Genomic DNA, 22708 nt, shown 5'->3' on the forward strand with positions numbered 1-22708 from the left:
GCGATCGATCGCCATCGCGGCCACCGTCACGGTGGCCGCCCTATTAGCGGCTGTTCTTGCGGCGCAGACGGATGACCACATCGACATGGGCGATCTCCATGCCCTCGGGCGGCTCCGGCAGATTGTCGATGTGGATGTTGCTGACCGGAATATCGAGAACCTCGTTCTGGCCCTCGACGAAGAAGTGATGATGGTCCGACACGTTGGTGTCGAAATAGGTCTTGGCACTTTCCACCGCCAGCACGCGGATCATGCCGGCCTCGGTAAACTGGTGCAGCGTGTTGTAGACCGTCGCCAGCGACACCGGCACGCCGGCCATGACGGCCTCTTCGTGCAATTCTTCGACGGTCAGGTGGCGATCACCCTTGGCAAAGATCAGATCGGCGAGGGCAACGCGTTGACGGGTCGGACGCAGGCCTGAGTGGCGAAGCCTTTCTTCCGAACTCACTTCTGTTGCTTTCGTCATCAAGGGTCGTTCCATGTATCCCGTCGAAATTCACAATACTTCCTCCGCGATATAACTTTTACGTCCTCGCCTTTCAATAGATTCCAGCCCTGACAGGCGTTGCAAAGCCCGAAAAACCGGTCAAACTCGGGGAATGCTGGCAATTAACTCTGGTCGCGCCCACATTGATCCTGTAAGCGACGGCGGAGTGAAATCGTCATCTGGAGCGATGGAGACCGGACGGAAAACCGCAAGATCCGGGTCGCCACGCTTCATTTCAAGCCAAACTTGCTCTAAAGCAGGTCGGACAACACAATTTGTTACGCGGGGAAACATCTATTCATGACGACCAGACAATCCAGCTTCAACTATGAGGAAATCCTGGCCTGCGGCCGTGGAGAATTGTTTGGCCCCGGCAATGCCCAGCTGCCGCTGCCGCCGATGCTGATGGTCCACCGCATCACCGATATCTCCGAAACCGGCGGAGCCTTCGACAAGGGCTACCTGCGCGCCGAATACGACGTTCGGCCGGACGACTGGTATTTTCCCTGCCACTTCCAGGGCAACCCGATCATGCCCGGCTGCCTCGGCCTCGACGGCATGTGGCAGCTGACCGGCTTCTACCTCGGTTGGCTCGGCGAGCCCGGCCGCGGCATGGCGCTTTCCACCGGCGAAGTGAAGTTCAAGGGCATGGTGCGTCCCCACACCAAGCTTCTCGAGTACGGCATCGACTTCAAGCGCGTCATGCGCGGACGGCTCGTGCTCGGCACGGCCGACGGCTGGCTGAAAGCCGATGGCGAGACTATCTATCAGGCGACCGACCTCCGCGTCGGCCTGTCGAAGGATAAGGCCGAGTAAGATCCAGGCCTTTCCGCAGCCAACGAAATAAAGAAAAGGTCAGTACCATGAGACGGGTTGTTGTCACGGGCCTCGGCATCGTTTCCTCGATCGGGAACAATGCAGACGAAGTCACGGCGTCGTTGCGCGATGCCAAGTCGGGCATCACGTTTTCTCCCGATTTCGCCGAGAACGGCTTCAAGTGCCAGGTTTGGGGCGCGCCGTCGCTCGATCCGACCGAACTCGTCGATCGCCGTGCCATGCGCTTCCTGTCGCAGGGCGGCGCCTGGAACCACGTGGCGATGAAGCAGGCAATCGCCGACTCCGGTCTGGAAGAAGCCGTCATCGCCCGCAACGAGCGCACCGGCATCATCATGGGCTCGGGCGGACCGTCCACCCGCACCATCGTCGAAGCGGCCGACATCACCCGCAAGAACGTCAGCCCGAAGCGTATCGGCCCGTTCGCCGTTCCGAAGGCGATGTCGTCCACCGCATCGGCGACGCTTGCCACCTGGTTCCAGATCCACGGCGTCAACTATTCGATCTCGTCGGCCTGCTCGACCTCGGCCCATTGCATCGGCAATGCTGCCGAGATGATCCAGTGGGGCAAGCAGGACGTAATGTTTGCCGGCGGTCACGAAGATCTCGACTGGACCATGTCCAACCTGTTCGACGCCATGGGCGCCATGTCGTCGAAGTACAACGAAACGCCGGCGACAGCTTCGCGCGCCTATGACGCCAACCGCGACGGCTTCGTCATTGCCGGTGGCGCAGGCGTTCTCGTTCTCGAAGAACTGGAGCACGCCAAGGCCCGCGGCGCGAAGATCTACGCCGAAATCGTCGGCTACGGCGCGACCTCCGACGGCTACGACATGGTGGCTCCGTCGGGCGAAGGTGCTGCCCGCTGCATGCGTCAGGCGCTCTCGACCGTGAAGGGCGATGTCGACTACATCAACACCCACGGCACATCGACACCGGTTGGCGACAGCAAGGAAATTGGCGCGATCCGCGAAGTGTTCGGCAGCAAGATTCCGCACATCCAGTCGACCAAGTCGCTCACGGGCCACTCGCTCGGTGCGGCCGGCGTACAGGAATCGATCTATGGCCTGCTGATGATGCAGGCCGGCTTCATCGGCGAAAGCGCGCATATCAGCGAACTCGACCCGGAATTCGATGGCGTTCCGATCGTTCGCAAGCGCATCGACAATGCCAAGATCGATACGGTTCTTTCGAACTCCTTCGGCTTCGGCGGCACCAACGCAACGCTCGTCTTCCAGCGCTACAACGGATAACACCATGACGGGACTGATGACTGGAAAGCGTGGCCTCATCATGGGTGTGGCCAACAACCATTCTATTGCCTGGGGCATCGCCAAGTCGCTTGCAGCGCAAGGCGCGGAGCTGGCCTTCACCTATCAGGGCGAAGCGCTGGGCAAGCGCGTCAAGCCGCTGGCGGCCGAACTCGGTTCCGACTTCCTGCTTCCCTGCGATGTCGAAGACATTGCGTCGGTCGATGCCGTCATCGATGCGATCAAGGAACGCTGGGGCAAGCTCGACTTCATTGTCCATGCCATCGGCTTCTCGGACAAGAACGAGCTGAAGGGCCTCTACGCCGACACCTCGCGCGACAATTTCAGCCGCACGATGGTGATTTCCTGCTTCTCGTTCACCGAGATCGCCAAGCGCGCGGCCGAGCTGATGGATGAGGGCGGCTCGATGCTGACACTCACCTATGGCGGCTCCATGCGCGTCATGCCGAACTACAACGTCATGGGTGTCGCCAAGGCGGCACTCGAAGCGTCCGTGCGCTACCTCGCCGCCGACTACGGCGTTCGCGGCATCCGCGTCAACGCGATTTCGGCAGGCCCGATCCGCACGCTTGCCGGCGCCGGTATTTCCGACGCTCGGGCGATGCTCTCCTGGCAGCAGAAGAACTCGCCGCTGCGCCGTACCGTCACGATCGACGATGTCGGCAGTTCGGCCCTCTATCTTCTTTCGGACCTTTCGCGCGGCGTGACCGGCGAAATCCACTATGTCGATTCCGGCTACAACATTACGTCCATGCCGGCACTCGATGCGCTCAGGACAGCCGACGCCGAGTAACGGCAGCGGCGAACGACCCAGCTTCTATCGAAAACCCCGGCGAGACATCTCGCCGGGGTTTCTTGTTTTGGGGTCGGTAAGGCTCGAGAAACATCAACCCGGAAGGCCGGCCTTGTGGAAGCCGTCGACGAAGTGCGCCAGCGTCGCTGCGTCACGAAACGGCTCGGTCGTCGCCCAGAAACCGGTCGTAAAATGCGGGTTGGCGACAAGGAACAGGTCGACCTCGGCGCGCGCCTCGTCGAACCGCCCCAATTGCGCGAGGCTCGCCGCCAGGAAGCGACGGGAGCTGGTACGGTAGGTCTCATCCTTGCGCAAAGTCTCGACCGCGGCTTCGTAGTCTCCGGCCGCATACTGCGCCTGGCCGAGGGTCAGATAGTACCAGCTTGCCGGATAGGGGTTCAGCCGGAACGCCTTGCGAATGTGTTCCAGCCCTTCCTCGACCCGGCCCGCCAGCACCGTGATGTCGGACAATGTCGCCCAGGTGTCGGCTTCGTTCGGGTCAAGCTCGATGGCCCTGGCAAACTCGGCGTCGGCCTCGGCGAAGTTGCGCTCGTAGGCAAGCAGGTTGGCCAGCACCCAGCGGCAGCCGGCGTCGCTGGGATCGATCGCGACGGCTTTGCGCGCCAATTCCAGAGCGATGCTGCGGGTCGGCTCGATCGGCGCGCCCCAGTGCACCCACCCCATCCAGTGGTTCATGGCGAGCCAGCGATAGGCCTCGGCATAATCAGGGTCGAGCGAAACGGCACGGGTGAGCATCAGATGCGCTTCCCGGGCGGTCTGCGGCGAATCGTCGATCAACTTGCGCGCCCGCACGCAGAGATCGTAGGCCTCGAGGCTCCTAGGGCGATTGCGTGACGGCGGGGTGCGCAGCCGGCCAAGCAGCGCCTCGACGATCTTCGCCGTCACCTCGTCCTGAACGGCAAAGATGTCTTCCAGATTGCGATCGAAGCGCTCGGCCCACAGGTGCTCTCCACTCAGCGCGTCGACCAACTGGGCATTGATGCGCACGCGTCCGGAGGCGCGCCGTGCGCTTCCTTCCAAGAGGTAGCGCACGCCGAGGTCTTCCGCGATCGCGCGCACGTCCATCGCCCTTCCCTTGTAGGCAAAGGTGGAGTTGCGGGCGATGACGAACAGGCCACCGCTCCGGGAGAGATCAGTGATCAGGTCTTCCGTCAGCCCGTCCGCAAAGGAATCCTGATCGGGATCGTTGCTGAGATTGACGAAGGGCAACACCGCGATCGACGGCCGGCTCGGCAACGGCAACGGCTTTCGCCCGCCCGCCAACCGCTCGATATTGCCCATGAAACGGTAGCCGATGCGCGGAACCGTTGAAATCCACTCGCCGCCGTCGGCAGCCCGGCCGAGCAGCTTCCTGAGCTGTGCGATCTGTACGGTGAGATTGCCTTCCTCGACGGCCGTGCCCGGCCAGGCGGCGTCCATCAGCTCGGTCTTGGCAAGGATTTCACCTGGCCGTTCCACGAGCGCCGCAAGCAACTTCACGCCGCGATGCCCGACTGCAACCGGATCATCGTTCCGCAGGAGCGTTCCCGCACCCGGATCAAGCACGAATGGACCAAAGGCAAACCGCGTCTCCTGCATGCGGCGATCTATAGCCCGTTTGGAAGTTTTTGAGAACTTTTTGGAAGGGCTTAAGTACGGCGTCGATCCTATTTCGCAGAATCCAACCTCCTTCAGATCGAGGATCTCCGGATCCCTCAAAGCCGATAGCGAGGTTGTCATGAGCAACGCCCCCTTTTCTCCCATCGTTTCCCCTCAGCCAGCGGCGCCAAAGACGCGGGGGAGCCCGACGCGTTCGCTTTACCCTGTCGAGACGCTGAGACGGGTGGTCGCCGCCTGGCGTGAACGGAACCATTTTCACGTCGAGCTCGAGCGAAAGCTCAAGGGCGATCCACATCTGATCGACGATATCGGCCTGACGCGACGCCAGGTCGAGGAGGAGCTCGCCAGACCCTTCTGGCAAGTGCTTTGAGGTGACCCGCGCAATGACATCGGACCAGCAGCCACCACCGGCGCCGCTCCTTGGCGAGGCGATCACAACGCTCCGGGAAGATCGGACCCCATGGGCGGCGATGGCGGGCATCATCGCGACGGTCACCGTCTTTGCGGTGGCGCAGGGGCTGACCTATCCGCTGCTCAGCTTCATCCTGGAGCGGCAGCGGACGGAACCTGCCCTCATCGGCCTGTCGGCGGCCATGACGCCGCTTGGGTTCATCCTGTCGGCGCCTCTGATCCCGATGCTTTCACGGCGGCTGGGCGGTGCCCGGCTCGCGGTCCTGTGTTCGGTGCTGGCCGCCAGCACGCTTGCCGCCATTGCCTGGACCGCCGACGTCTGGGCCTGGATGCCACTGCGCTTTCTGCTGGGCGTCTTCGCCAATCCGCTATCCGTGATCAGCGAGACCTGGCTGGTGGCGATTACGCCCGCATCCCGACGGGGCCGCATCATGGGCCTCTACTCTTCCGTCGTTTCGGCCGGCTTCGCCATCGGGCCGCTGTCACTCGGGCTGGTCGGAACGGCCGGCTGGTCGCCATTCCTGATCGGCATCGTGGCTTTCCTCGCCTGCGGCCTGATCCTGCTTGCCCTAGTGTCGCGCCTGCCGGAGATGCCGCAGCATGGGGAGGCGACTTCGGTCGCCGGCTTTTTCGCGCTGGCGCCGTTGCTGCTGTTTGCGGTCGCGACGGCTGCGGCCTTCGAGCAGACCCTGCTTTCGCTGCTTGCTGTCTATGGCGCAGCGCTTGGCAGCGACGAGGTGCGCGTCGCACCGCTCATCACCTGCTTCATTGCCGGCAATGCGTCGCTGCAGGTCCTGCTCGGACGGCTCTCCGAACGCAGGGGATCGAAGCGGACCATGCTGTTCTGCGTGCTTTCATCCCTGGCCGGATGCCTGCTGCTGCCATGGCTGTTCGACAGCTGGCTCATCTGGCCGCTCGTTTTTGTCTGGGGCGGGGTGACGTTCGGGATCTATACCCTGTCGCTGATCCAGCTCGGCGAGCGCTTCGGCGGTCGGGCCTTGATCGCCGGCAATGCCGCCTTTGCCTTCGCCTGGGGCCTTGGCGGCATGGTCGGCTCGCCGGCAACGGGACTTGCCATGCAAGTGACCGGACACCACGGCCTGCCGCTGTCTCTCGGCCTGCTCTGCGCCGCCCTCGCTGGGCTGTTGATCGTCAAGGAACGCCGCAGTTGACGGCCCCGGTCCGCCCGCTTTCTGCCGGCTGCCTCAAACCAGGATGAAGAGCACGAGCAACGCCACGATGACCGTCACTACGACGAAACCCGTATGGGTTCGGCGCGCCGGGTCAAGCGGCGAACGGTAGAGGCTCTGCAGGAACGACATGGGCACCTCGGAGGTCGCGCCATGTCCCTCGCCCTGCTTGATGTCCTTGGCGATAGCTTCGGCCGCATCCTCGCTCAAGGGCGGCCTGTTCACTCCCGACGTCATGGATGTCATCCTCCGGCAGCAAAACCGGGCACATGGTGAGCCGGATCTGCGGCGAAGGCAACGGGCAAAGTCTGGCGTGCGGCCAGATGCAAAAAAGCCGGGTCATTCGCCCGGCTTTTCCATTCTCGGTTCGTGCAAAATGGGCCCTACTGGGCCTAGCGCTTGGCCCAGAGCACCTTGAAACGGGCGTTGCGGCAGGTCTCGCCATATTCTTTGGAATTTTCGGCCAGCACCTGCTCGTAGGGCAGGCCACGATTGGCGACCATCATAAGCTTGCCACCCTGCTTCAGCGCCTTCAGCGCCGTCTTGATGATGGCGACGCCGAGCGCCGGCTCAGCCGCGTGGCCCTCATGGAAGGGCGGGTTCATGACGATGAGGTCGTACTTGTCGCGCGGCTCTTCGCTCGTCAGGTCGAACCAGTAGAAGCGCGCCGGCATGCGCGGCGCGTTCGCCATCATGTTGACGCGGGCCGCCTCGAGCGCCTCGTGATCGGCCTCGAAGAGATCGACCCCCTTGGTGCCCGGCGACGCTTCAGCGAGCTTGGCTGCGAGATAGCCCCAGCCGGCGCCGAAATCGGCGGCGTGGCCGTGGAAATCGATCGGCAGACGCGAGGCCAGCAGTTCGGAGCCGGCATCGATGCGGTCATGCGAGAACATGCCGGGCGATGCCTCGAACAGGCCATCGACGCGCACCGGCACCTTGGCGAGCTTCTGTACGGCGTCGGTGACATCTTCCGGACGGGTGAACCAGAAGGCGACGCCGTGGTATTTCGGCAGATGGTCGCCGTCCCATTCGAACTTGGCGATGCGCTTCTTCAGCGACTGGATGCCATCTTCCTTGCCGCCGGCAACGACGATCAGGCCGCCTTCGCGCGTGCGCTTCAGCGCCTCGGCGATCCGGTCTTCGTTCTCGCCCTTGTGCTTGCCGCACAGGATCAGCGTGACGTCGTAGTCCTCGCCGGTGATTTCAGGCGCCACGTCGGCACGGGCGGCCTCCAGGGCGCGATAGAGCGGCCGCAGCGGCTGTACGGCAGTGATCGACGCCTCGAAGCCCTGGGGCAGCCTGTAGCCCGCTTCCGCGCCAAGGAACAGCACGCGCTCGCCCGCGCCCGGCGGGTCGATCACGCCGCTGTCGAACGGGTAAAACAGGGTCTTCAACGAATCTCGGCTCATCGGTCTATCCGTCATCTTCTTACAAGAAAGGGGCGCGGAGCGAACCGCCCCGCGCCCCGAATGCATTCGGGTGAAGCGCGCTTATTCAGCGGCTTCGCCGTCGCCCTTCTTCTCGGACTTCTCGGCAGCGATTTCCTTGCCGGTGGCCTGGTCGACGACCTTCATCGACAGACGAACCTTGCCACGCTCGTCGAAGCCCATGAGCTTGACCCAGACCTTGTCGCCTTCCTTGACGACGTCGGTCGTCTTGGCGACGCGCTCGGAAGCGAGCTGCGAGATGTGGACGAGGCCGTCACGGGCGCCGAAGAAGTTGACGAAGGCGCCGAAGTCGGCGGTCTTCACAACGGTGCCTTCGTAGATCTGGCCGACTTCCGGCTCGGCAACGATCGAGTGGATCCACTTGCGGGCCGCTTCGATTTCCTTGCCCGACGAAGAGGCGATCTTCACGGTGCCGTCGTCTTCGATGTTGATCTTGGCGCCGGTCTTTTCGACGATTTCGCGGATGACCTTACCGCCCGAACCGATGACTTCGCGGATCTTGTCGACCGGGATGTTCATGACTTCGATGCGCGGGGCGAATTCGCCGAGCTGGCCACGGCTTTCGGAGATGGCCTTAGCCATTTCGCCGAGGATGTGGAGACGGCCGCCCTTGGCCTGGTTGAGCGCGATGCCCATGATCTCTTCGGTGATCCCCTCGATCTTGATGTCCATCTGGAGCGAGGTGATACCGGCGTCGGTACCAGCGACCTTGAAGTCCATGTCGCCGAGGTGGTCTTCGTCGCCGAGGATGTCGGAGAGAACGGCGAAGCGCTCATCTTCCTTGATCAGGCCCATGGCGATACCGGCAACCGGCTTTGCAAGCGGAACGCCAGCGTCCATGAGGGCGAGCGAGGTGCCGCAGACGGTAGCCATCGAGGACGAGCCGTTCGATTCGGTGATCTCGGAAACGACGCGCAGCGTGTAGGGGAACTGCTCGGCTTCCGGCAGCATCGGGCGGATAGCGCGCCATGCGAGCTTGCCGTGACCGATTTCGCGACGGCCCGGGGAGCCCATGCGACCGGTTTCGCCGACCGAGTAGGGCGGGAAGTTGTAGTGCAGCATGAAGCGTTCTTTGTACATGCCGGTCAGGCTGTCGACGTACTGTTCGTCTTCGCCGGTGCCGAGCGTGGCAACGACGATCGCCTGCGTCTCACCGCGGGTGAACAGGGCCGAACCGTGGGTGCGCGGCAGAAGGCCGACTTCGGAAACGATCGCCCGAACGGTTTCCAGATCGCGGCCGTCGATGCGGCTCTTGGTGTCGAGGATGTTCCAGCGAACGATCTTGGCTTGCAGGTGCTTGAAGACGGCGCCGATGACTTCGGCAGTGTGCTTCGGCTCGGCGCCTTCCGGGAAGAAGTGTGCCTTCACCTTTGCCTTGACGGCGTCGACGGCAGCGTAGCGGGCAGCCTTCTCGGTGATCTTGTAGGCGTCGCGCAGTTCGGCTTCGGCCATGCCGAGCATTTCGGCTTCGAGCGCGGAATGATCTTCCGGCTGGAAGTCGCGCGGCTCCTTGGCGGCAACTTCAGCGAGCTTGATGATCGCGTCGATGACCGGCTGGAAACCCTTCTGGCCGAATACGACGGCGCCGAGCATGACGTCTTCCGCCAGTTCCTTGGCTTCCGATTCGACCATCAGCACCGCTTCCTGCGTGCCGGCGACGACGAGGTCGAGGGTCGATTCGTCCATCTCGTCGAGATGCGGGTTCAGCACGTACTGGCCGTTGATGTAGCCGACGCGCGCGCCGCCGATCGGGCCCATGAACGGGACACCCGACAGCGTCAGCGCAGCAGAAGCGGCAACCATCGACAGGACGTCGGGGTTGTTTTCGAGGTCATGCTGCATGACCGTGACGACGACCTGGGTGTCGTTCTTGTAGCCCTCGGGGAACAGCGGGCGGATCGGGCGGTCGATCAGGCGCGAAACAAGCGTTTCGTTTTCGCTCGGACGGCCTTCGCGCTTGAAGTAGCCACCCGGGATCTTGCCGGCGGCGTAGGTCTTTTCCTGGTAGTTGACGGTCAGCGGGAAGAAGTCCTGGCCCGGCTTCGGCGCCTTGGCCGAAACGACGGTGGCGAGAACGACGGTTTCGCCATAGGTGGCGAGAACGGCGCCGTCAGCCTGACGGGCGACCTTACCGGTTTCGAGCTTGAGCGGACGCCCAGCCCATTCGATTTCAACCTTGTGGGTATCGAACATGTTCTGTCCTTCGTGTGCGGCGGACCTCTCCGCGGCTGTTGCAGCGCGGGCGGTCGAAGGGCCGCATGAAATGGCGCATCACGGGCAAGACAACGGGAGGCTTCACGCTTCAATCGGCTGGTTTCCGCTTTGCCCGTCCACCCGCTTTGAAGCGGCGTTTCCGGCAAGCAGGGGCCGAAGCATCCTGCAATCCTGCCCCATGACGGGCCATCGGTTGATCCGCGATACCGGCCCATCCGGCTCGCTGGACGCTCTCGTTTAGCCACGTTTCCTATGCGGCTGGAGAGTTTAATCGTCGAGCGTTCAACGCTCCATAAAAAAGCCGGCGGGCCGCAAAGACCCGCCGGATAAGTCGCTTAGCGACGGATGCCCAGGGCACCGATCAGCTTGGTGTAGCGCGCTTCGTCTTTCTTCTTCAGATAGTCGAGGAGCGAACGACGGCTGGAAACCATCGCGAGCAGACCACGGCGGGAATGGTTATCCTTCTTGTGGCCCTTGAAGTGTTCGGTCAGGTTGTTGATCCGTTCCGTCAGGATAGCAACCTGGACTTCCGGAGAACCGGTGTCGCCTTCAACGGTTGCAAATTCCTTGATGAGCTGAGCCTTACGCTCTGCAGCAATCGACATCGGATGATCCTTTCGATTTCGAGGATTTAGGGACGCCGTCAGCCGGGATGTCGTCCAGCTGCGGCCGTGAATGCAACGGGCATTTAGCCTTTTGCTGGCGTGCCTATAAACGAATTGGATGAAAAAGGAAAGGGTCATGGACCGGCGCTCGCGAAGGCCGGCGGATGGCCTCAATAACCGGTCGGGCACCGCTCCATCGGGGGCGATTTTATCCGGCCGCGATCGGCAGGTGTGCGGCTCGGATCGGCGGAGAAAACCCGCCGGCGGCCGGTCATGGCGCGTCGTCTTCGCCGGCCTGTCGCGGCACGGTGATCCGCCACTCGATACCGTCGGCATGCATCGTCCGCTCCAGCACCGCATTCAGGGCCATGCCGAGCATGCGTTCGAGCACGAGCGTGCCAAAACCCTTGCGGATCGGATCTGAGGGCTTGCCCGTGAGATCGGCCCCCTCCTCCCGCCAGCGAATGGCGATGCCCTCATCCTCCAGCGACCAGCTCAGCTTGACGACCCCGGTGGTATTGGCGAGCGCGCCGTATTTGGTGGCGTTAGTGGCGAGTTCGTGCAGAGCCATGCCGAGCGTCTGGGCGATCTGGGTCTCGAGCCGCAAAGGCGGGCCGGACAGGATCACCCGCCTCGGATCGTCAGGCGTGAACGGTTGCAGCTGGTTCTGGGCCAGTTCCCGAAAATCGACCCCTTGGGCGGCATTGGCGATCATCAGGTCGGTGGAGCGGGCGAGCCCGGCGATGCGCTTGCGGAAACTGTCGGCGAAATCGGCGGCGCTCTCGGCCGAATAGACCGACTGGTTCAACATCGACTGGATCACCGTCAGCTGGTTCTTCGAGCGGTGCGCCACCTCGCGCATCAGGAACCGGATTTCGCTCTCCGCCTTGGTGCGCGCGGCTGCCGCCCGCGCCAGTGCCGCCGAAACCTGCTCGACCTCGGCGATCATGTGCGGGCGCGGCTCGATCCGCTCGCCGGCGCCAAGGCGGCGCGCATCCTGCGCCACGAGCTTCACACCCTGCGACAGGAGCCGCGCGATGGCCAGCGAACCGGCGATCGCGATGCCGGCAAAGATGATGCCACCGAGCGAAAGCCACAGGAACGACCAGACGGCGGGCGCATCGACGATCGAGCGCGGCGCCCAGGCGATGATCCGCCAGCCGGTGATCACCGAGAATTCGGTCGCCACCCGATATTCCGTGCCGTTCTCCTTGATGTTGCGAACGCCGATGCTGATCGCTGGGACCTTGTCGAGAAAGAACGGCTTGCCGGCCTTGACCGCCGCATCCGAGGAGATGATGACCTTTCCCGCGCCGTCGACGAGGGCCGCGTTCCAGCCAGGCGTCAGCGTATCACGGTTAACGGCCTTGGCCATGTTCTCGGCGTTTTGCGTCAAGGCCAGCAGGTATTCCTCCCCGGTCGAGAGTTTTGCCGGCAGATAGACGTTGAACACCCATTTTCCGGCGGTCTTGCCGAAGAAGACATTGGAGACGAGCGGCGCGCCGTTGTTGGTGAAGGCGCGCTCGATGGAGTCCGGGTCGGACCCCTTGCCGAGCTGGGTGCCGAAGGGAACGCGGGTGTTGAGCCGCTGCTCGTGCTTGCGATCGATGACGATCAGGTAGGAATCGGTCTGCGCCAGCGCTGTCGAGGCTCTCTCGTAAAAGGCCTGCAAATTGGTGTCCTCGATCGCCCGCGAGGTCGAAAGCACCTTCAGCGTCGTCAGCATGCCCTCGATATCGCGCTCGACGATGCGCGTCACCGATCCGGTCGAGGCCTGCAGCAGCGAGGTGATAACCTGCTCCTGCGCATCGACACTGCGCTTCAGCACAACAAGCGAAAAGATGAAGGCCGGAACGATGGCGACCAGCAGCAGCGACGTCAGATAGAAACTGAACGGGCGGGTCAGCCGATGGCGGGCGCGATCGACCATCGCCGCCAGGCCATTGCTTGCCCTGCGTTTTCCTTCCTCCGTCACACCGGTCACCTGCAACGTCCCTTTCCGTTCCCTGCCGGCGGCATCAACGCCTTGGGCGCACGTCGCCGCAAATGGCGCAACCGCCAAACGGCAACGAAACGCGATACGGAAACGGAATCACCTCGGATGGACTGGGAACCCATGCCGGGATCATGCGTCAAGGATCAAGCAAAGGCAAATGGTTCCGGGCGCTTAGCTTCCGGCGAAGACACGCTTGGGGCGGAATTCGCCCTCGGCGATCTCACCGATAGCGACCAGCTTGCCGCGCGCCGTGGCATAGGCCTCGGGCGTCGCCAGCGGTGCGTCGCGGCCGCGCAGGATGATGGGATTGCCCATTCTGAGACGGTGCGCCTGGTCGTCGTTGACAGGCACGTGCGGCAGGCTGGAAAGCGCTTCGCCGGTCTCGATCAGATAGGCGTCGAGTGCCGCCAGACGTTCCTGGTCGTCCTCGATCTTTTCCAAAGCCACCAGGTCGGCAAGCGGCACCATGTCCTCTTCCCCGAACGGGGCGACGAAGGTACGTCGCAGCGACGCGATGTGGCCGAAACACCCGAGGTCGCGGCCCATGTCGCGGGCGAGCGAGCGCACATAGGTGCCCTTGCCGCATTCGATTTCGAAATGGGCGAGATTGGGTGCAGCACCCAGCAGCGTCAGCCGGTGGACCTCGACCTCACGGGCCGGGATCTCGACCGTCTCGCCGTCGCGGGCGAGATCATAGGCGCGCTCGCCATCGATCTTGATCGCCGAGAACTGCGGCGGGACCTGGCTGATGACGCCGGTGTATTTCGGCAGCAGCGCGCGGATCGCCTCTTCGTTCGGCCGCTCGGCCGAGGAATGGGTGACCTCGCCTTCGAGGTCGTCCGTTGAGCGCTCCTCGCCCCAGGCGACGGTGAATTCGTAGATCTTGCGTCCATCCATCACGTAAGGGACGGTCTTCGTCGCATCGCCGAGCGCAATCGGCAGCATGCCGGAGGCGAGCGGATCGAGGGTGCCGGCGTGGCCGGCCTTCTGGGCCTTGAACAGCCACTTGATCTTCGAGACGGCTTCGGTGGAGCCGAAGTCGAGCGGCTTGTCGAGGATCAGCCAGCCCGAGATCGGGCGGCCCTTGGGCTTACGCGGTTTGGACATGAAATCTACTATTCTTCGTCTTCGGTCTGGTCGAGATCGCGGCTGACTTCCGGCGAACGCAGGAGTTCATCGATCTTCTTGTAGTTGTCGAAGCTCGTATCGTCGCGGAAACGAACGTCGGGCATGTATTTCATCTGCCTGAGCTGCGGGCCGAGGCGGCCGCGAATGTACTTGGCATTGCGGTTCAGCGCTTCGATGACTTCGTCATGGTTCGGTACGCCGAGCGGGGTCACGTAGGCGGTGGCGATTTTGAGGTCCGGCGACATGCGCACTTCCGAGATCGCGATGACGGTCTTCTCGATCACGGGATCGCGAACTTCGCCGCGCTGCAGAACCTGCGTGATCGCAGCACGCACCTGTTCACCGACACGCAGCATGCGCTGGGAAGGGGCAGAGGATGTGGCTTTGGTCATGGTCGTTGGCTTTCCAAGGTATTGCGCCCGCCCGGGGCGGCAATCCGTTTTATTCTTAAGCGTAATATAGCGTCCCTGCCTCAGGCACGGGTAGCCCTGATTGCCTGCGCCCGCTTTCTTTGACGCAGCCACAGAAAGACGCCCGTAGCGGTCAACACGAGCGCGGACAGCAGATGGATCAGTTCGAACTGCGGATGAGCGCAACCCTCATTGATGGCCGACTGCCATACCCCGTGCTCGGCATCTCCCCAGGATGTGATGGCCATCAGCAGGAGGAGGCCGCCGAGAAGACTCTCGACCCAAAGCAGCGCCCGAAGGCGCAAAACCACTGAACCGATCAACAGACAGAAAAGCGCCGCCAGGCCGACCCAATTGGTCAGAAAAGCGGCCACCTCGTTGAAAACCGAGAAATCCTGCCCATCCCATCCGGGATAGATCTTGTCGCAGACTTCCGCGAAAGCCGGCGTCCGCCAAAACGACACAACAGCGGCCAAGGCCGCCGTTGTGCAAATTTGCCGGGCTTTCAGCCCCATTAGAGCGTCCGGGTGATATGCTCGACGCGGAAGCACTCGATCGTATCGCCGGCGCGGATGTCTTCGTAGTTCTCGAAGGCCATGCCGCATTCCTGACCGACGTTGACTTCAGAGACTTCGTCCTTGAAGCGCTTGAGGGTCTTGAGCTTGCCTTCGTGGATAACGACGTTGTCGCGAACCAGACGGACGCCGACGCCACGCTCGACCTTGCCTTCGGTGACGCGGCAACCCGCGACCTTGCCGACCTTGGTGATGTTGAACACCTCCAGGATCTCGGCGTTGCCGAGGAAGGTTTCGCGACGCTCCGGCGAGAGCAGACCCGACATCGCCGCCTTCACGTCATCCACCAGATCGTAGATGATGTTGTAGTAGCGGATCTCGATGCCGGCACGCTCGGCGGCCGAACGGGCCTGCGAGTTGGCGCGGACGTTGAAGCCGATGATCGCGGCGTTCGATGCCTCGGCGAGCGAGATATCGGACTCGGTGATACCACCGGCACCCGAATGCACGATGCGTGCACGCACTTCGTCGGTTCCGAGCTTGTCGAGCGCACCGGCGATCGCTTCGATCGAGCCCTGCACGTCGCCCTTGATGACCAGCGGGAACTCCTTGAGACCGGAGGTCTGGAGCTGGGTCATCATCTGCTCGAGCGAACCGCGCGAGCCGGACTGACGGGCAACCTGCTTCTCGCGGGCGAGACGCTGGCGGTATTCGGAGATCTCGCGAGCACGGCTTTCGTTTTCGACGACGGCGAACTTGTCACCGGCAGCCGGCGTACCCGACAGGCCGAGAACCTCGACCGGCATCGACGGGCCAGCTTCCTTGACGTGTTCGCCCTTGTCGTTGACGAGCGCGCGCACACGGCCCCACTGATCACCGGCGACGATGATCTGGCCCGGACGCAGCGTGCCCTTCTGAACGAGCACGGTCGCAACCGCACCACGGCCACGGTCAAGCTCGGCTTCGACCACCGTACCTTCGGCCGTCCGGTTCGGATTGGCGCGCAGGTCGAGGATTTCCGCCTGGAGCAGGATCGCTTCCAAAAGCTTGTCGAGGTTGGTGCCATTCTTCGCGGAGACTTCCACGTCGAGAACTTCACCGCCCATGGATTCGACGAAGACTTCGTGCTGCAGCAGTTCGGTGCGAACCTTCTGCGGGTTTGCCGTCGGCTTGTCGACCTTGTTGATCGCCACGATGATCGGAACACCCGCCGCCTTGGCGTGGTTGATCGATTCGATCGTCTGCGGCATCACGCTGTCGTCAGCCGCAACCACGAGGATCGCGATGTCGGTCGCCTGGGCACCACGGGCACGCATGGCGGTGAACGCCGCGTGGCCGGGGGTGTCGATGAAGGTGATCTTGTTGCCGTTCTGCTCGACCTGGTAGGCGCCGATATGCTGGGTGATGCCACCGGCTTCGCCGGCTACCACGTTGGCATGACGGATGGCGTCGAGCAGCGAGGTCTTGCCGTGGTCGACGTGACCCATGATCGTGACGATCGGCGGACGCGGCTCCATTTCTTCGTCCGAGTCCGAAACGTTGAAGATGCCTTCCTCGACGTCGGATTCCGAAACGCGCTTGACCGTGTGGCCGAATTCGCCAGCGATGAGTTCAGCCAGGTCGGCGTCGATCAGATCGCCGGGCTTCATCATCTGACCTTCCTTCATCAGGTACTTGATGACATCGACGGCGCGTTCAGACATGCGCTGCGACAGTTCCTGAATGGTGATGGTTTCGGGCAGAATGACTTCGCGAGAAATCTTCTCGCGGGTTTCCTGCATCTGGCTGCGCTTGAACTTCTCCTGGCGACGACGCATGGCCGACAGCGAGCGAGCGCGCTGGCCGGCATCCTCATCGCCCGCGGTGCTCAGCGTCAGCTTGCCCTGGCGGCGACCATCGTCACCCTTCGGGCGGGCCGGAACCTTTGCCGGCTCCGGACGCACGACCTTGCCGCGAACCGGTCCTGCGCCAGGACGCGGACCACGATCCTCATCCTTTTCGTTGTCGACCTTGCGGCCGCGCAGAGCGCCGGCCGGTGCCGGGGTCGGAAGTCCAGTTGCAGCTTCCGCAGGCCGTCCAGCCTGCGGGCGGCTGTCGGCGCGACGCTCGGTTGAAGCGGGTGCGCGAGCTGCCGCGGGGCGCTCTTCGACAACCTCTTCGACCTTTGCTTCGGGCTCAACTGCCGGACGGGCTGCTTCTTCAGCGGCGCGGCGTGCGGCTTCTTCCTTCTCCTGAAGGAGACGGGCTTCTTCCTCGCGCTTGCGGCGCGCTTCGTTCTCGGCGCGGATGACCGCTTCTTCGGCGTCGCGGATCTGCGCTTCGGCCAGAGCACGGCGGCGTGCGTCGATCTCACCGGCTGAAAGCTGGTTCAGAACGACACCCACACGCGGCCGGTTGGCCTGGTTGGCTTCCTGGCGCGTCGAGTGTTGCTGCGGCTGCGGGGCCGGGCGGCCGGAAGGCTGCGGCTGAGCCGGACGCTGCTCGACCGGACGTGCGGCGGGAGCCGCGGCAACCGGCGTGATCGGGCGCTCGTCCTTAGGGCGATGGAAGGGGCGTTTCTTGGTTTCGACCACGACCGCCTTGGTGCGGCCACGGCCCATGTCCTGACGCACGGTCCCCTGCGAAACCCCGTGGGGCTTCAGGGTCAGCGTCTTCTTGCCTGCTGCGCTGCCTGTCTTGTCGTCGTTGTTGTCGGTCATTCCGTTCCGTTCCTAGCGATCAGGGCCGGATGCGTATCACCTGACCCTGTCTTCCAAATTGTCTCAAACAATGTACGCGATGCCAGACTGTGCCGGTGACTCGGGTCATTGCTGTGGCTTGCCAGCGCCGCCTTCGGCCCGGACCGGGACGGATCCTCGGTACTTTTCGAGCATGATTGCGCGCTTCACTACACCCTCACCCGCCTGCCCTGCAAGCGCTGCGGCATGGATAAAAGCATTACTTCCTAAAAGGCCCTCCATTTCCGCCCCGGTGAAGGGACGGAACGAAGGTATTTCCGTTTCGTCGTCGGCCACGAAGCTCATCGCCTTGCGGGCCTGGTCTATCTTGCGCACGCCGTCGGCGGCAGCATCGGCCGCGTGGAACACGGCAAGCGCTGCCAGACCGCGCACGGCCTGCTCCGTCTTCGTCGCGCCGGAAATGAACTGGGCCGCCTTGCGCGCCAAGTTCATCATTCCGGCCAGCTGCTCACCGAGCAGCCGGTCGACATCGTCGGCGAGCGTCGCGTCAGCCTTGACGTCCGCCTTGAGTGCGCGGGCGAAGAACTTCTTCGCCACCGCCTTCTCGATCAGCGCCCGCTCGGCCTTCACCCAGCAGCCGCGCCCCGGAAGCTGACGCTTCAGATCCGGAACGACGCGACCGTCGGGCCCGGCCACGAAGCGGATCAGCTCGTCGGGCGATCCGCTTTCGCGGGTGACGATGCAGGTCCGCGTGCTGCCGCTGCGATCCTTCGGACCCCCATCTACAGGCAGGGTGTCCGAAGGCAGGCTGTCGGCCTCATCAGAGACGGTCATCGCCCTTAAGCGTCCTGCTCGGCGCCTTCGGCAACGTCGATCGGCTCTTCACCTTCGACCTCGTCGCTTGCCAGGTCCTCTTCCGTGATCCAGCCAGCCGCAAGGCGGGCCTGAACGATCATGGCTTCGGCTTCGGCGCGCGAAACTTCGAACTTCGAGAAGGTGCCCTCGAAACGCTTGGTCTCGCCGTCCTTGCGTTCGCTCCAGCCGACGAGATCGTCCGCGGCGCAACCGGCAAAGTCTTCGACCGTCTTGATGCCTTCTTCGCCGAGCGCAACGAGCATCTGGCTCGTCAGGCCGTCGATCGAGCGCAGTTCGTCGGCAACGCCGAGTTCCTTGCGCTTGGCATCCAGTTCGGCTTCCAGCTTTTCCAGGAACTCGCGGGCGCGGGTCTGGATTTCGGTCGCGGTCTCGTCGTCGAAGCCGTCAATCGAGGCGATTTCGTCGAGATCGACATAGGCGAGCTCCTCGACGGCGGCAAAGCCTTCCGAAGCCAGAACCTGGCCGACCATTTCGTCGACGTCGAGCGCGTCCATGAACAGGTTGGTGCGCTCGGTGAATTCCTTCTGGCGGCGCTCGCTCTCTTCCTGCTCGGTCAGGATGTCGATATCCCAGCCGGTCAGCTGCGAGGCGAGGCGAACGTTCTGGCCGCGACGGCCGATGGCGAGCGACAGCTGCTCGTCCGGAACGACCACTTCGATGCGCTCTGCATCCTCGTCGAGAACGACCTTGGCGACTTCCGCCGGCTGCAGCGCGTTGACGATGAACGATGCCGGGTCCTGCGACCACGGAATGATGTCGATCTTTTCGCCCTGCAGTTCGCCGACGACGGCCTGAACGCGCGAACCGCGCATGCCGACGCAGGCGCCGACCGGATCGATCGAGCTATCGTTGGAGACAACGGCGATCTTGGCGCGCGAACCCGGATCACGGGCAACCGACTTGATCTGGATGATGCCGTCGTAGATCTCAGGCACTTCCATGGTGAAGAGCTTCACCATGAACTGCGGATGGGTACGCGACAGGAAGATCTGCGGGCCGCGCTGTTCGCGGCGAACGTCGTAGACGAAGGCGCGGACGCGGTCGCCGTAGCGCATGTTTTCGCGCGGGATCATCTCGTCGCGGCGGATGATGCCTTCGCCACGACCGAGGTCGACGATGACGTTGCCGTATTCGACGCGCTTGACCGTGCCGTTGACGATTTCGCCGACGCGATCCTTGAACTCGTCGAACTGGCGATCGCGCTCGGCTTCACGAACCTTCTGCACGATGACCTGCTTGGCCGACTGGGCGGCGATGCGGCCAAAATCCATCGGCGGCAGCGGATCGGCGATGAAGTCGCCGAGCTTGGCATCCGGGTTGCGATCGCGAGCAAGCTCGAGCGGGATCTGCGTGGAGTAATCGTCAGCCTTCTCGACCACTTCCAGAAGACGCTGCAGGCGGATTTCGCCGGTCTTGGAGTTGATGTCGGCGCGGATGTTCGATTCCGACCCATAGCGCGAGCGGGCGGCCTTCTGGATCGCGTCGGCCATCGCGGCCAGAACGATCTCACGGTCGATCACCTTTTCACGCGCGACAGCATCCGCGATCTGCAGAAGCTCGAGCCGGTTAGCACTGACTGCCATGTCTTGTCTCCGTTGGGTTGCAGGGGGCTTCACGCTCCGCCCGACTTATTCCTCAATAGGTGAATCTTCGTCTTCGAAATTTTCATTCGCAGCGCGTGCTGCCTTCGCCTTCTTGTCGGCGGTCAGCGCATCACGGATCAGATCGTCGGTCAGGATCAGCCGCGCCTCGGAAAGCGTGGTGAACGGGATAACGACGACGGGCTCCTCGCCATAGGCAACCTGGTCGCGCTCGAGCCGGAAACCGTCGTCATCGACGGAAACGATCTTGCCGCGGAACCGCTTGCGGCCGTCGACCAAAACCGACGTCTCGCATTTCAGCAGGTGACCCTGCCAGCGGAAGAAGTCGGACTTGCGCACCATCGGGCGGTCGATGCCCGGCGACGACACTTCGAGATGATACGCCTTGTCGATCGGATCTTCCACATCGAGCACCGGCGAAATGGCCTTGGAGATCTCTTCGCAGTCCTCGACGGTCATGGTGCCGTCGGTGCGCTCGGCCATGATCTGCAGCGTCAGGCCATTCTGGCCGGACATGCGCACGCGCACGAGCTGGTAACCCATCGGCACGATGACCGGCTCGATGATGTCGGCGACGCGCTGGTCGAGACCGGTTTCGGTGATCAGGCGGGGTTCATGTGCATTTTCAGCCGTTGTCGTATCGGACAAACGATCATCTCCTCATCGGACCGGCTAATAAAAAAGAGCGGGTCCTGACGGGCCCACTCTTCATCTACCGATCAAGAATTTGAGGCTCATATACGCCCCATCGCCGCAAATTGCAAGGCGTTGGGCCACCCGACGCAAATCGCCGGACGATCCGCCGGCGAGCATCTTCGCCAACAAGGTCAGTTTCAGCGGGTGGCACTTCGCGTTGCCCGGCCTATAACAGGTAACGAACCGCTTCGAGACGACAATCAAGAAACGAAGAGAGAAGACGAGGTGCCCACCCGTATTTCGCCGCTTGCCCCCTTCAAGCACGACATCTTCCGCACGATCTGGATCGCGAGCCTCGCCTCCAATTTCGGCGGCCTCATTCAATCGGTCGGCGCCGCCTGGCTGATGACCTCCATTTCCTCATCAGCGAACATGGTGGCGCTGGTGCAGGCTTCCACCTCACTGCCGATCATGCTCTTTTCGCTCGTCTCCGGCGCGCTTGCCGACAATTTCGACCGGCGGCGGATCATGCTGGTGGCGCAGTGTTTCATGCTCTTCGTCTCGGCACTCTTGACGATCTTTGCCTATGTCGGGCTGATCACACCCTGGCTGCTCCTGCTCTTCACCTTCCTCATCGGCTGCGGCACGGCGCTCAACAACCCGTCCTGGCAGGCCTCGGTCGGCGACATGGTCCCGCGCGAAGACCTGCCGGCGGCAGTCGCGCTCAACAGCATGGGCTTCAACATCACCCGCAGCGTCGGCCCGGCGATCGGCGGTGCCATCGTTGCGGCACTCGGCGCGGCGGCGGCCTTCTTCGCCAACACGCTCAGCTATTTCGCCATCCTCTTTGCGCTGGTGCGCTGGCGTCGCGAGGTGCCGACGAACACCCTGCCGCGCGAAACGCTGGGTCGCGCCATTTCAGCCGGCCTGCGCTATGTCGCGATGTCGCCCAACATCGGCAAGGTGCTCTTGCGCGGCTTCCTCTTCGGCCTTTCGGCGAGCGCCATCCTCGCGCTTCTGCCGCTTGTTGCCCGCGACCTCGTCCAGGGCGGGCCGCTCACCTACGGCCTGATGCTCGGCGCCTTCGGCCTCGGCGCGATCGGCGGGGCGCTGCTCTCTGCCCGGCTGCGCGAGAAGCTTTCGAGCGAGGCGATCGTGCGCATCGCCTTTACCGGCTTTGCCGCCAGCGCCGCGATCACGGCCTGGAGCACCTATGCCTGGCTGAGCTGTCTCGTGCTGCTTATCTCCGGCGCCTGTTGGGTGCTGGCGCTGTCGTTGTTCAACACCACCGTGCAGCTTTCGACGCCGCGCTGGGTGGTCGGCCGGGCGCTGTCGCTCTACCAGACCATGACCTTCGGCGGCATTGCCGGCGGCAGCTGGCTCTGGGGTACGGCCGCCGAGCAATATGGCGCGGCCAACGCGCTGATGGGCTCCTGTCTGCTGATGTTCGCCGGGGTCGTGGTCGGCTTCCGCCTGCCCTTGCCGGAGTTCACCTCGCTCAACCTCGATCCGCTCAACCGCTTCAACGAGCCGCCGCTCGAACTGGACCTGAAGCCGCGCAGCGGCCCGATCGTCATCATGATCGACTACGAGATCGCCGACGACGATATCCCGGAGTTCCTGACGACGATGGCGGAACGGCGGCGCATCCGCATTCGCGACGGGGCGGGACATTGGGCGTTGATGCGCGACCTCGAAAACCCGACCACCTGGACTGAGACCTATCACGTGCCGACCTGGGTCGAATATGTGCGCCACAACCAGCGCCGCACCCAGGCCGACGCCGCCGTCGGCGACCGGCTGACGGCATTGCATAGCGGCAAGACACCACCGCGGGTGCACCGGATGATCGAGCGCCAGACGATCGTCCCGACGCATTACGAGCGCTACAAGCGACAGGTGAATGTGGACATGCACTAGGTACTGTTGCCGGCTCTTGCGCCGACATGGGGATCATGCGACGAAAGAGGCCCCGTCACCGGGGCCTTTTTCGTT

20 protein-coding genes are annotated in these 22708 nt (G+C 63.3%); 6 read left to right on the top strand and 14 right to left on the bottom strand.

Annotated features, from left to right (window positions below; translation table 11 throughout):
• Positions 1-43 precede the first annotated feature (43 nt).
• Positions 44-466, bottom strand: a complete 423-nt coding sequence (gene irrA / locus IB267_RS14370; protein WP_192448171.1) for an iron response transcriptional regulator IrrA — start codon at positions 464-466, stop codon at positions 44-46.
• 321 nt (positions 467-787) lie between these two features.
• On the opposite strand from irrA, the gene fabA reads away from it, so the two are divergent.
• From fabA to fabI, 3 genes are read left to right on the top strand one after another with little or no spacing between them, the layout of a single operon-like run.
• Complete coding sequence (gene fabA, locus IB267_RS14375) at positions 788-1303, top strand: 3-hydroxyacyl-[acyl-carrier-protein] dehydratase FabA (RefSeq protein WP_043611857.1); 516 nt, start codon at positions 788-790, stop codon at positions 1301-1303.
• 47 nt (positions 1304-1350) lie between these two features.
• Entirely contained in the window at positions 1351-2574 is a 1224-nt protein-coding gene (gene fabB, locus IB267_RS14380; protein WP_192448172.1) for a beta-ketoacyl-ACP synthase I, read from the top strand.
• A gap of 4 nt (positions 2575-2578) precedes the next feature.
• Positions 2579-3385, top strand: a complete 807-nt coding sequence (gene fabI / locus IB267_RS14385) for an enoyl-ACP reductase FabI (protein ID WP_043611851.1) — start codon at positions 2579-2581, stop codon at positions 3383-3385.
• A gap of 93 nt (positions 3386-3478) precedes the next feature.
• Here the strand turns inward: fabI and IB267_RS14390 are convergent, their stop codons facing one another.
• Positions 3479-4984 (bottom strand): winged helix-turn-helix domain-containing tetratricopeptide repeat protein, encoded by a 1506-nt coding sequence (locus IB267_RS14390; protein WP_192448173.1) that lies wholly within the window; start codon positions 4982-4984, stop codon positions 3479-3481.
• A gap of 139 nt (positions 4985-5123) precedes the next feature.
• Between IB267_RS14390 and IB267_RS33270 the strand changes: the two genes are divergently transcribed.
• Together IB267_RS33270 and IB267_RS14400 are read left to right on the top strand one after the other, a co-directional pair.
• Positions 5124-5375, top strand: coding sequence for a DUF1127 domain-containing protein (locus IB267_RS33270; RefSeq protein ID WP_246810635.1), 252 nt, complete (start codon positions 5124-5126; stop codon positions 5373-5375).
• Between the two features lie 100 nt (positions 5376-5475).
• Positions 5476-6588: an MFS transporter gene (locus IB267_RS14400; RefSeq protein ID WP_371742542.1), complete on the top strand. Its 1113-nt coding sequence runs from the start codon at positions 5476-5478 to the stop codon at positions 6586-6588.
• Between the two features lie 33 nt (positions 6589-6621).
• On the opposite strand, the gene IB267_RS14405 is transcribed toward IB267_RS14400, so the two are convergent.
• The 12 genes from IB267_RS14405 to rimP form a co-directional block, all read right to left on the bottom strand.
• Positions 6622-6843 (bottom strand): hypothetical protein, encoded by a 222-nt coding sequence (locus IB267_RS14405; RefSeq protein ID WP_192448175.1) that lies wholly within the window; start codon positions 6841-6843, stop codon positions 6622-6624.
• Positions 6844-6998: 155 nt separating this feature from the next.
• On the bottom strand, positions 6999-8015 hold the full coding sequence (locus IB267_RS14410) for a class I SAM-dependent methyltransferase (protein ID WP_192448176.1): 1017 nt from the start codon (positions 8013-8015) through the stop codon (positions 6999-7001).
• Positions 8016-8096: 81 nt separating this feature from the next.
• Complete coding sequence (gene pnp / locus IB267_RS14415) at positions 8097-10247, bottom strand: polyribonucleotide nucleotidyltransferase (RefSeq protein WP_043611841.1); 2151 nt, start codon at positions 10245-10247, stop codon at positions 8097-8099.
• Positions 10248-10603: 356 nt separating this feature from the next.
• Positions 10604-10873, bottom strand: a complete 270-nt coding sequence (rpsO, locus tag IB267_RS14420; RefSeq protein ID WP_029742369.1) for a 30S ribosomal protein S15 — start codon at positions 10871-10873, stop codon at positions 10604-10606.
• Between the two features lie 271 nt (positions 10874-11144).
• Positions 11145-12857, bottom strand: coding sequence for a sensor histidine kinase (locus IB267_RS14425; protein ID WP_192448177.1), 1713 nt, complete (start codon positions 12855-12857; stop codon positions 11145-11147).
• A 183-nt stretch (positions 12858-13040) separates the two neighbouring features.
• Positions 13041-13976: a tRNA pseudouridine(55) synthase TruB gene (gene truB, locus IB267_RS14430; protein WP_034804752.1), complete on the bottom strand. Its 936-nt coding sequence runs from the start codon at positions 13974-13976 to the stop codon at positions 13041-13043.
• Positions 13977-13984: 8 nt separating this feature from the next.
• A complete protein-coding gene (gene rbfA / locus IB267_RS14435) occupies positions 13985-14389 on the bottom strand; it encodes a 30S ribosome-binding factor RbfA (protein WP_192448178.1) in 405 nt (134 codons plus the stop codon).
• 80 nt (positions 14390-14469) lie between these two features.
• Positions 14470-14922, bottom strand: coding sequence for a hypothetical protein (locus IB267_RS14440; protein ID WP_192448179.1), 453 nt, complete (start codon positions 14920-14922; stop codon positions 14470-14472).
• Entirely contained in the window at positions 14922-17621 is a 2700-nt protein-coding gene (gene infB / locus IB267_RS14445) for a translation initiation factor IF-2 (protein ID WP_192448180.1), read from the bottom strand. Before infB ends, IB267_RS14440 begins: the two co-directional genes overlap by 1 nt.
• 105 nt (positions 17622-17726) lie before the next feature.
• A complete protein-coding gene (locus IB267_RS14450) occupies positions 17727-18434 on the bottom strand; it encodes an RNA-binding protein (RefSeq protein ID WP_043611830.1) in 708 nt (235 codons plus the stop codon).
• 5 nt (positions 18435-18439) lie between these two features.
• Complete coding sequence (nusA, locus tag IB267_RS14455) at positions 18440-20059, bottom strand: transcription termination factor NusA (protein WP_192448181.1); 1620 nt, start codon at positions 20057-20059, stop codon at positions 18440-18442.
• 45 nt (positions 20060-20104) lie between these two features.
• On the bottom strand, positions 20105-20725 hold the full coding sequence (gene rimP, locus IB267_RS14460) for a ribosome maturation factor RimP (protein ID WP_043611825.1): 621 nt from the start codon (positions 20723-20725) through the stop codon (positions 20105-20107).
• A gap of 273 nt (positions 20726-20998) precedes the next feature.
• Here rimP and IB267_RS14465 point away from each other — a divergent pair, with 273 nt between their 5' ends.
• The gene (locus tag IB267_RS14465) at positions 20999-22633 is read left to right on the top strand and encodes an MFS transporter (protein ID WP_192448182.1); all 1635 of its coding nucleotides are present in this window, start codon (positions 20999-21001) and stop codon (positions 22631-22633) included.
• The last annotated feature ends 75 nt before the right edge of the window (positions 22634-22708 follow it).

It is taken from the genome of Ensifer sp. ENS09 (assembly GCF_014852425.1).
Taxonomy (GTDB): domain Bacteria; phylum Pseudomonadota; class Alphaproteobacteria; order Rhizobiales; family Rhizobiaceae; genus Ensifer.

Bases quoted from the DNA above. Each gene is read 5' to 3' on its own strand.
- irrA (WP_192448171.1), bottom strand. From the start codon at position 466: ATGACGAAAGCAACAGAAGTGAGTTCGGAAGAAAGGCTTCGCCACTCA.
- fabA (WP_043611857.1), top strand. From the start codon at position 788: ATGACGACCAGACAATCCAGCTTCAACTATGAGGAAATCCTGGCCTGC.
- fabB (WP_192448172.1), top strand. From the start codon at position 1,351: ATGAGACGGGTTGTTGTCACGGGCCTCGGCATCGTTTCCTCGATCGGG.
- fabI (WP_043611851.1), top strand. From the start codon at position 2,579: ATGACGGGACTGATGACTGGAAAGCGTGGCCTCATCATGGGTGTGGCC.
- IB267_RS14390 (WP_192448173.1), bottom strand. From the start codon at position 4,984: ATGCAGGAGACGCGGTTTGCCTTTGGTCCATTCGTGCTTGATCCGGGT.
- IB267_RS33270 (WP_246810635.1), top strand. From the start codon at position 5,124: ATGAGCAACGCCCCCTTTTCTCCCATCGTTTCCCCTCAGCCAGCGGCG.
- IB267_RS14400 (WP_371742542.1), top strand. From the start codon at position 5,476: ATGGCGGGCATCATCGCGACGGTCACCGTCTTTGCGGTGGCGCAGGGG.
- IB267_RS14405 (WP_192448175.1), bottom strand. From the start codon at position 6,843: ATGACGTCGGGAGTGAACAGGCCGCCCTTGAGCGAGGATGCGGCCGAA.
- IB267_RS14410 (WP_192448176.1), bottom strand. From the start codon at position 8,015: ATGAGCCGAGATTCGTTGAAGACCCTGTTTTACCCGTTCGACAGCGGC.
- pnp (WP_043611841.1), bottom strand. From the start codon at position 10,247: ATGTTCGATACCCACAAGGTTGAAATCGAATGGGCTGGGCGTCCGCTC.
- rpsO (WP_029742369.1), bottom strand. From the start codon at position 10,873: ATGTCGATTGCTGCAGAGCGTAAGGCTCAGCTCATCAAGGAATTTGCA.
- truB (WP_034804752.1), bottom strand. From the start codon at position 13,976: ATGTCCAAACCGCGTAAGCCCAAGGGCCGCCCGATCTCGGGCTGGCTG.
- rbfA (WP_192448178.1), bottom strand. From the start codon at position 14,389: ATGACCAAAGCCACATCCTCTGCCCCTTCCCAGCGCATGCTGCGTGTC.
- IB267_RS14440 (WP_192448179.1), bottom strand. From the start codon at position 14,922: ATGGGGCTGAAAGCCCGGCAAATTTGCACAACGGCGGCCTTGGCCGCT.
- infB (WP_192448180.1), bottom strand. From the start codon at position 17,621: ATGACCGACAACAACGACGACAAGACAGGCAGCGCAGCAGGCAAGAAG.
- IB267_RS14450 (WP_043611830.1), bottom strand. From the start codon at position 18,434: ATGACCGTCTCTGATGAGGCCGACAGCCTGCCTTCGGACACCCTGCCT.
- nusA (WP_192448181.1), bottom strand. From the start codon at position 20,059: ATGGCAGTCAGTGCTAACCGGCTCGAGCTTCTGCAGATCGCGGATGCT.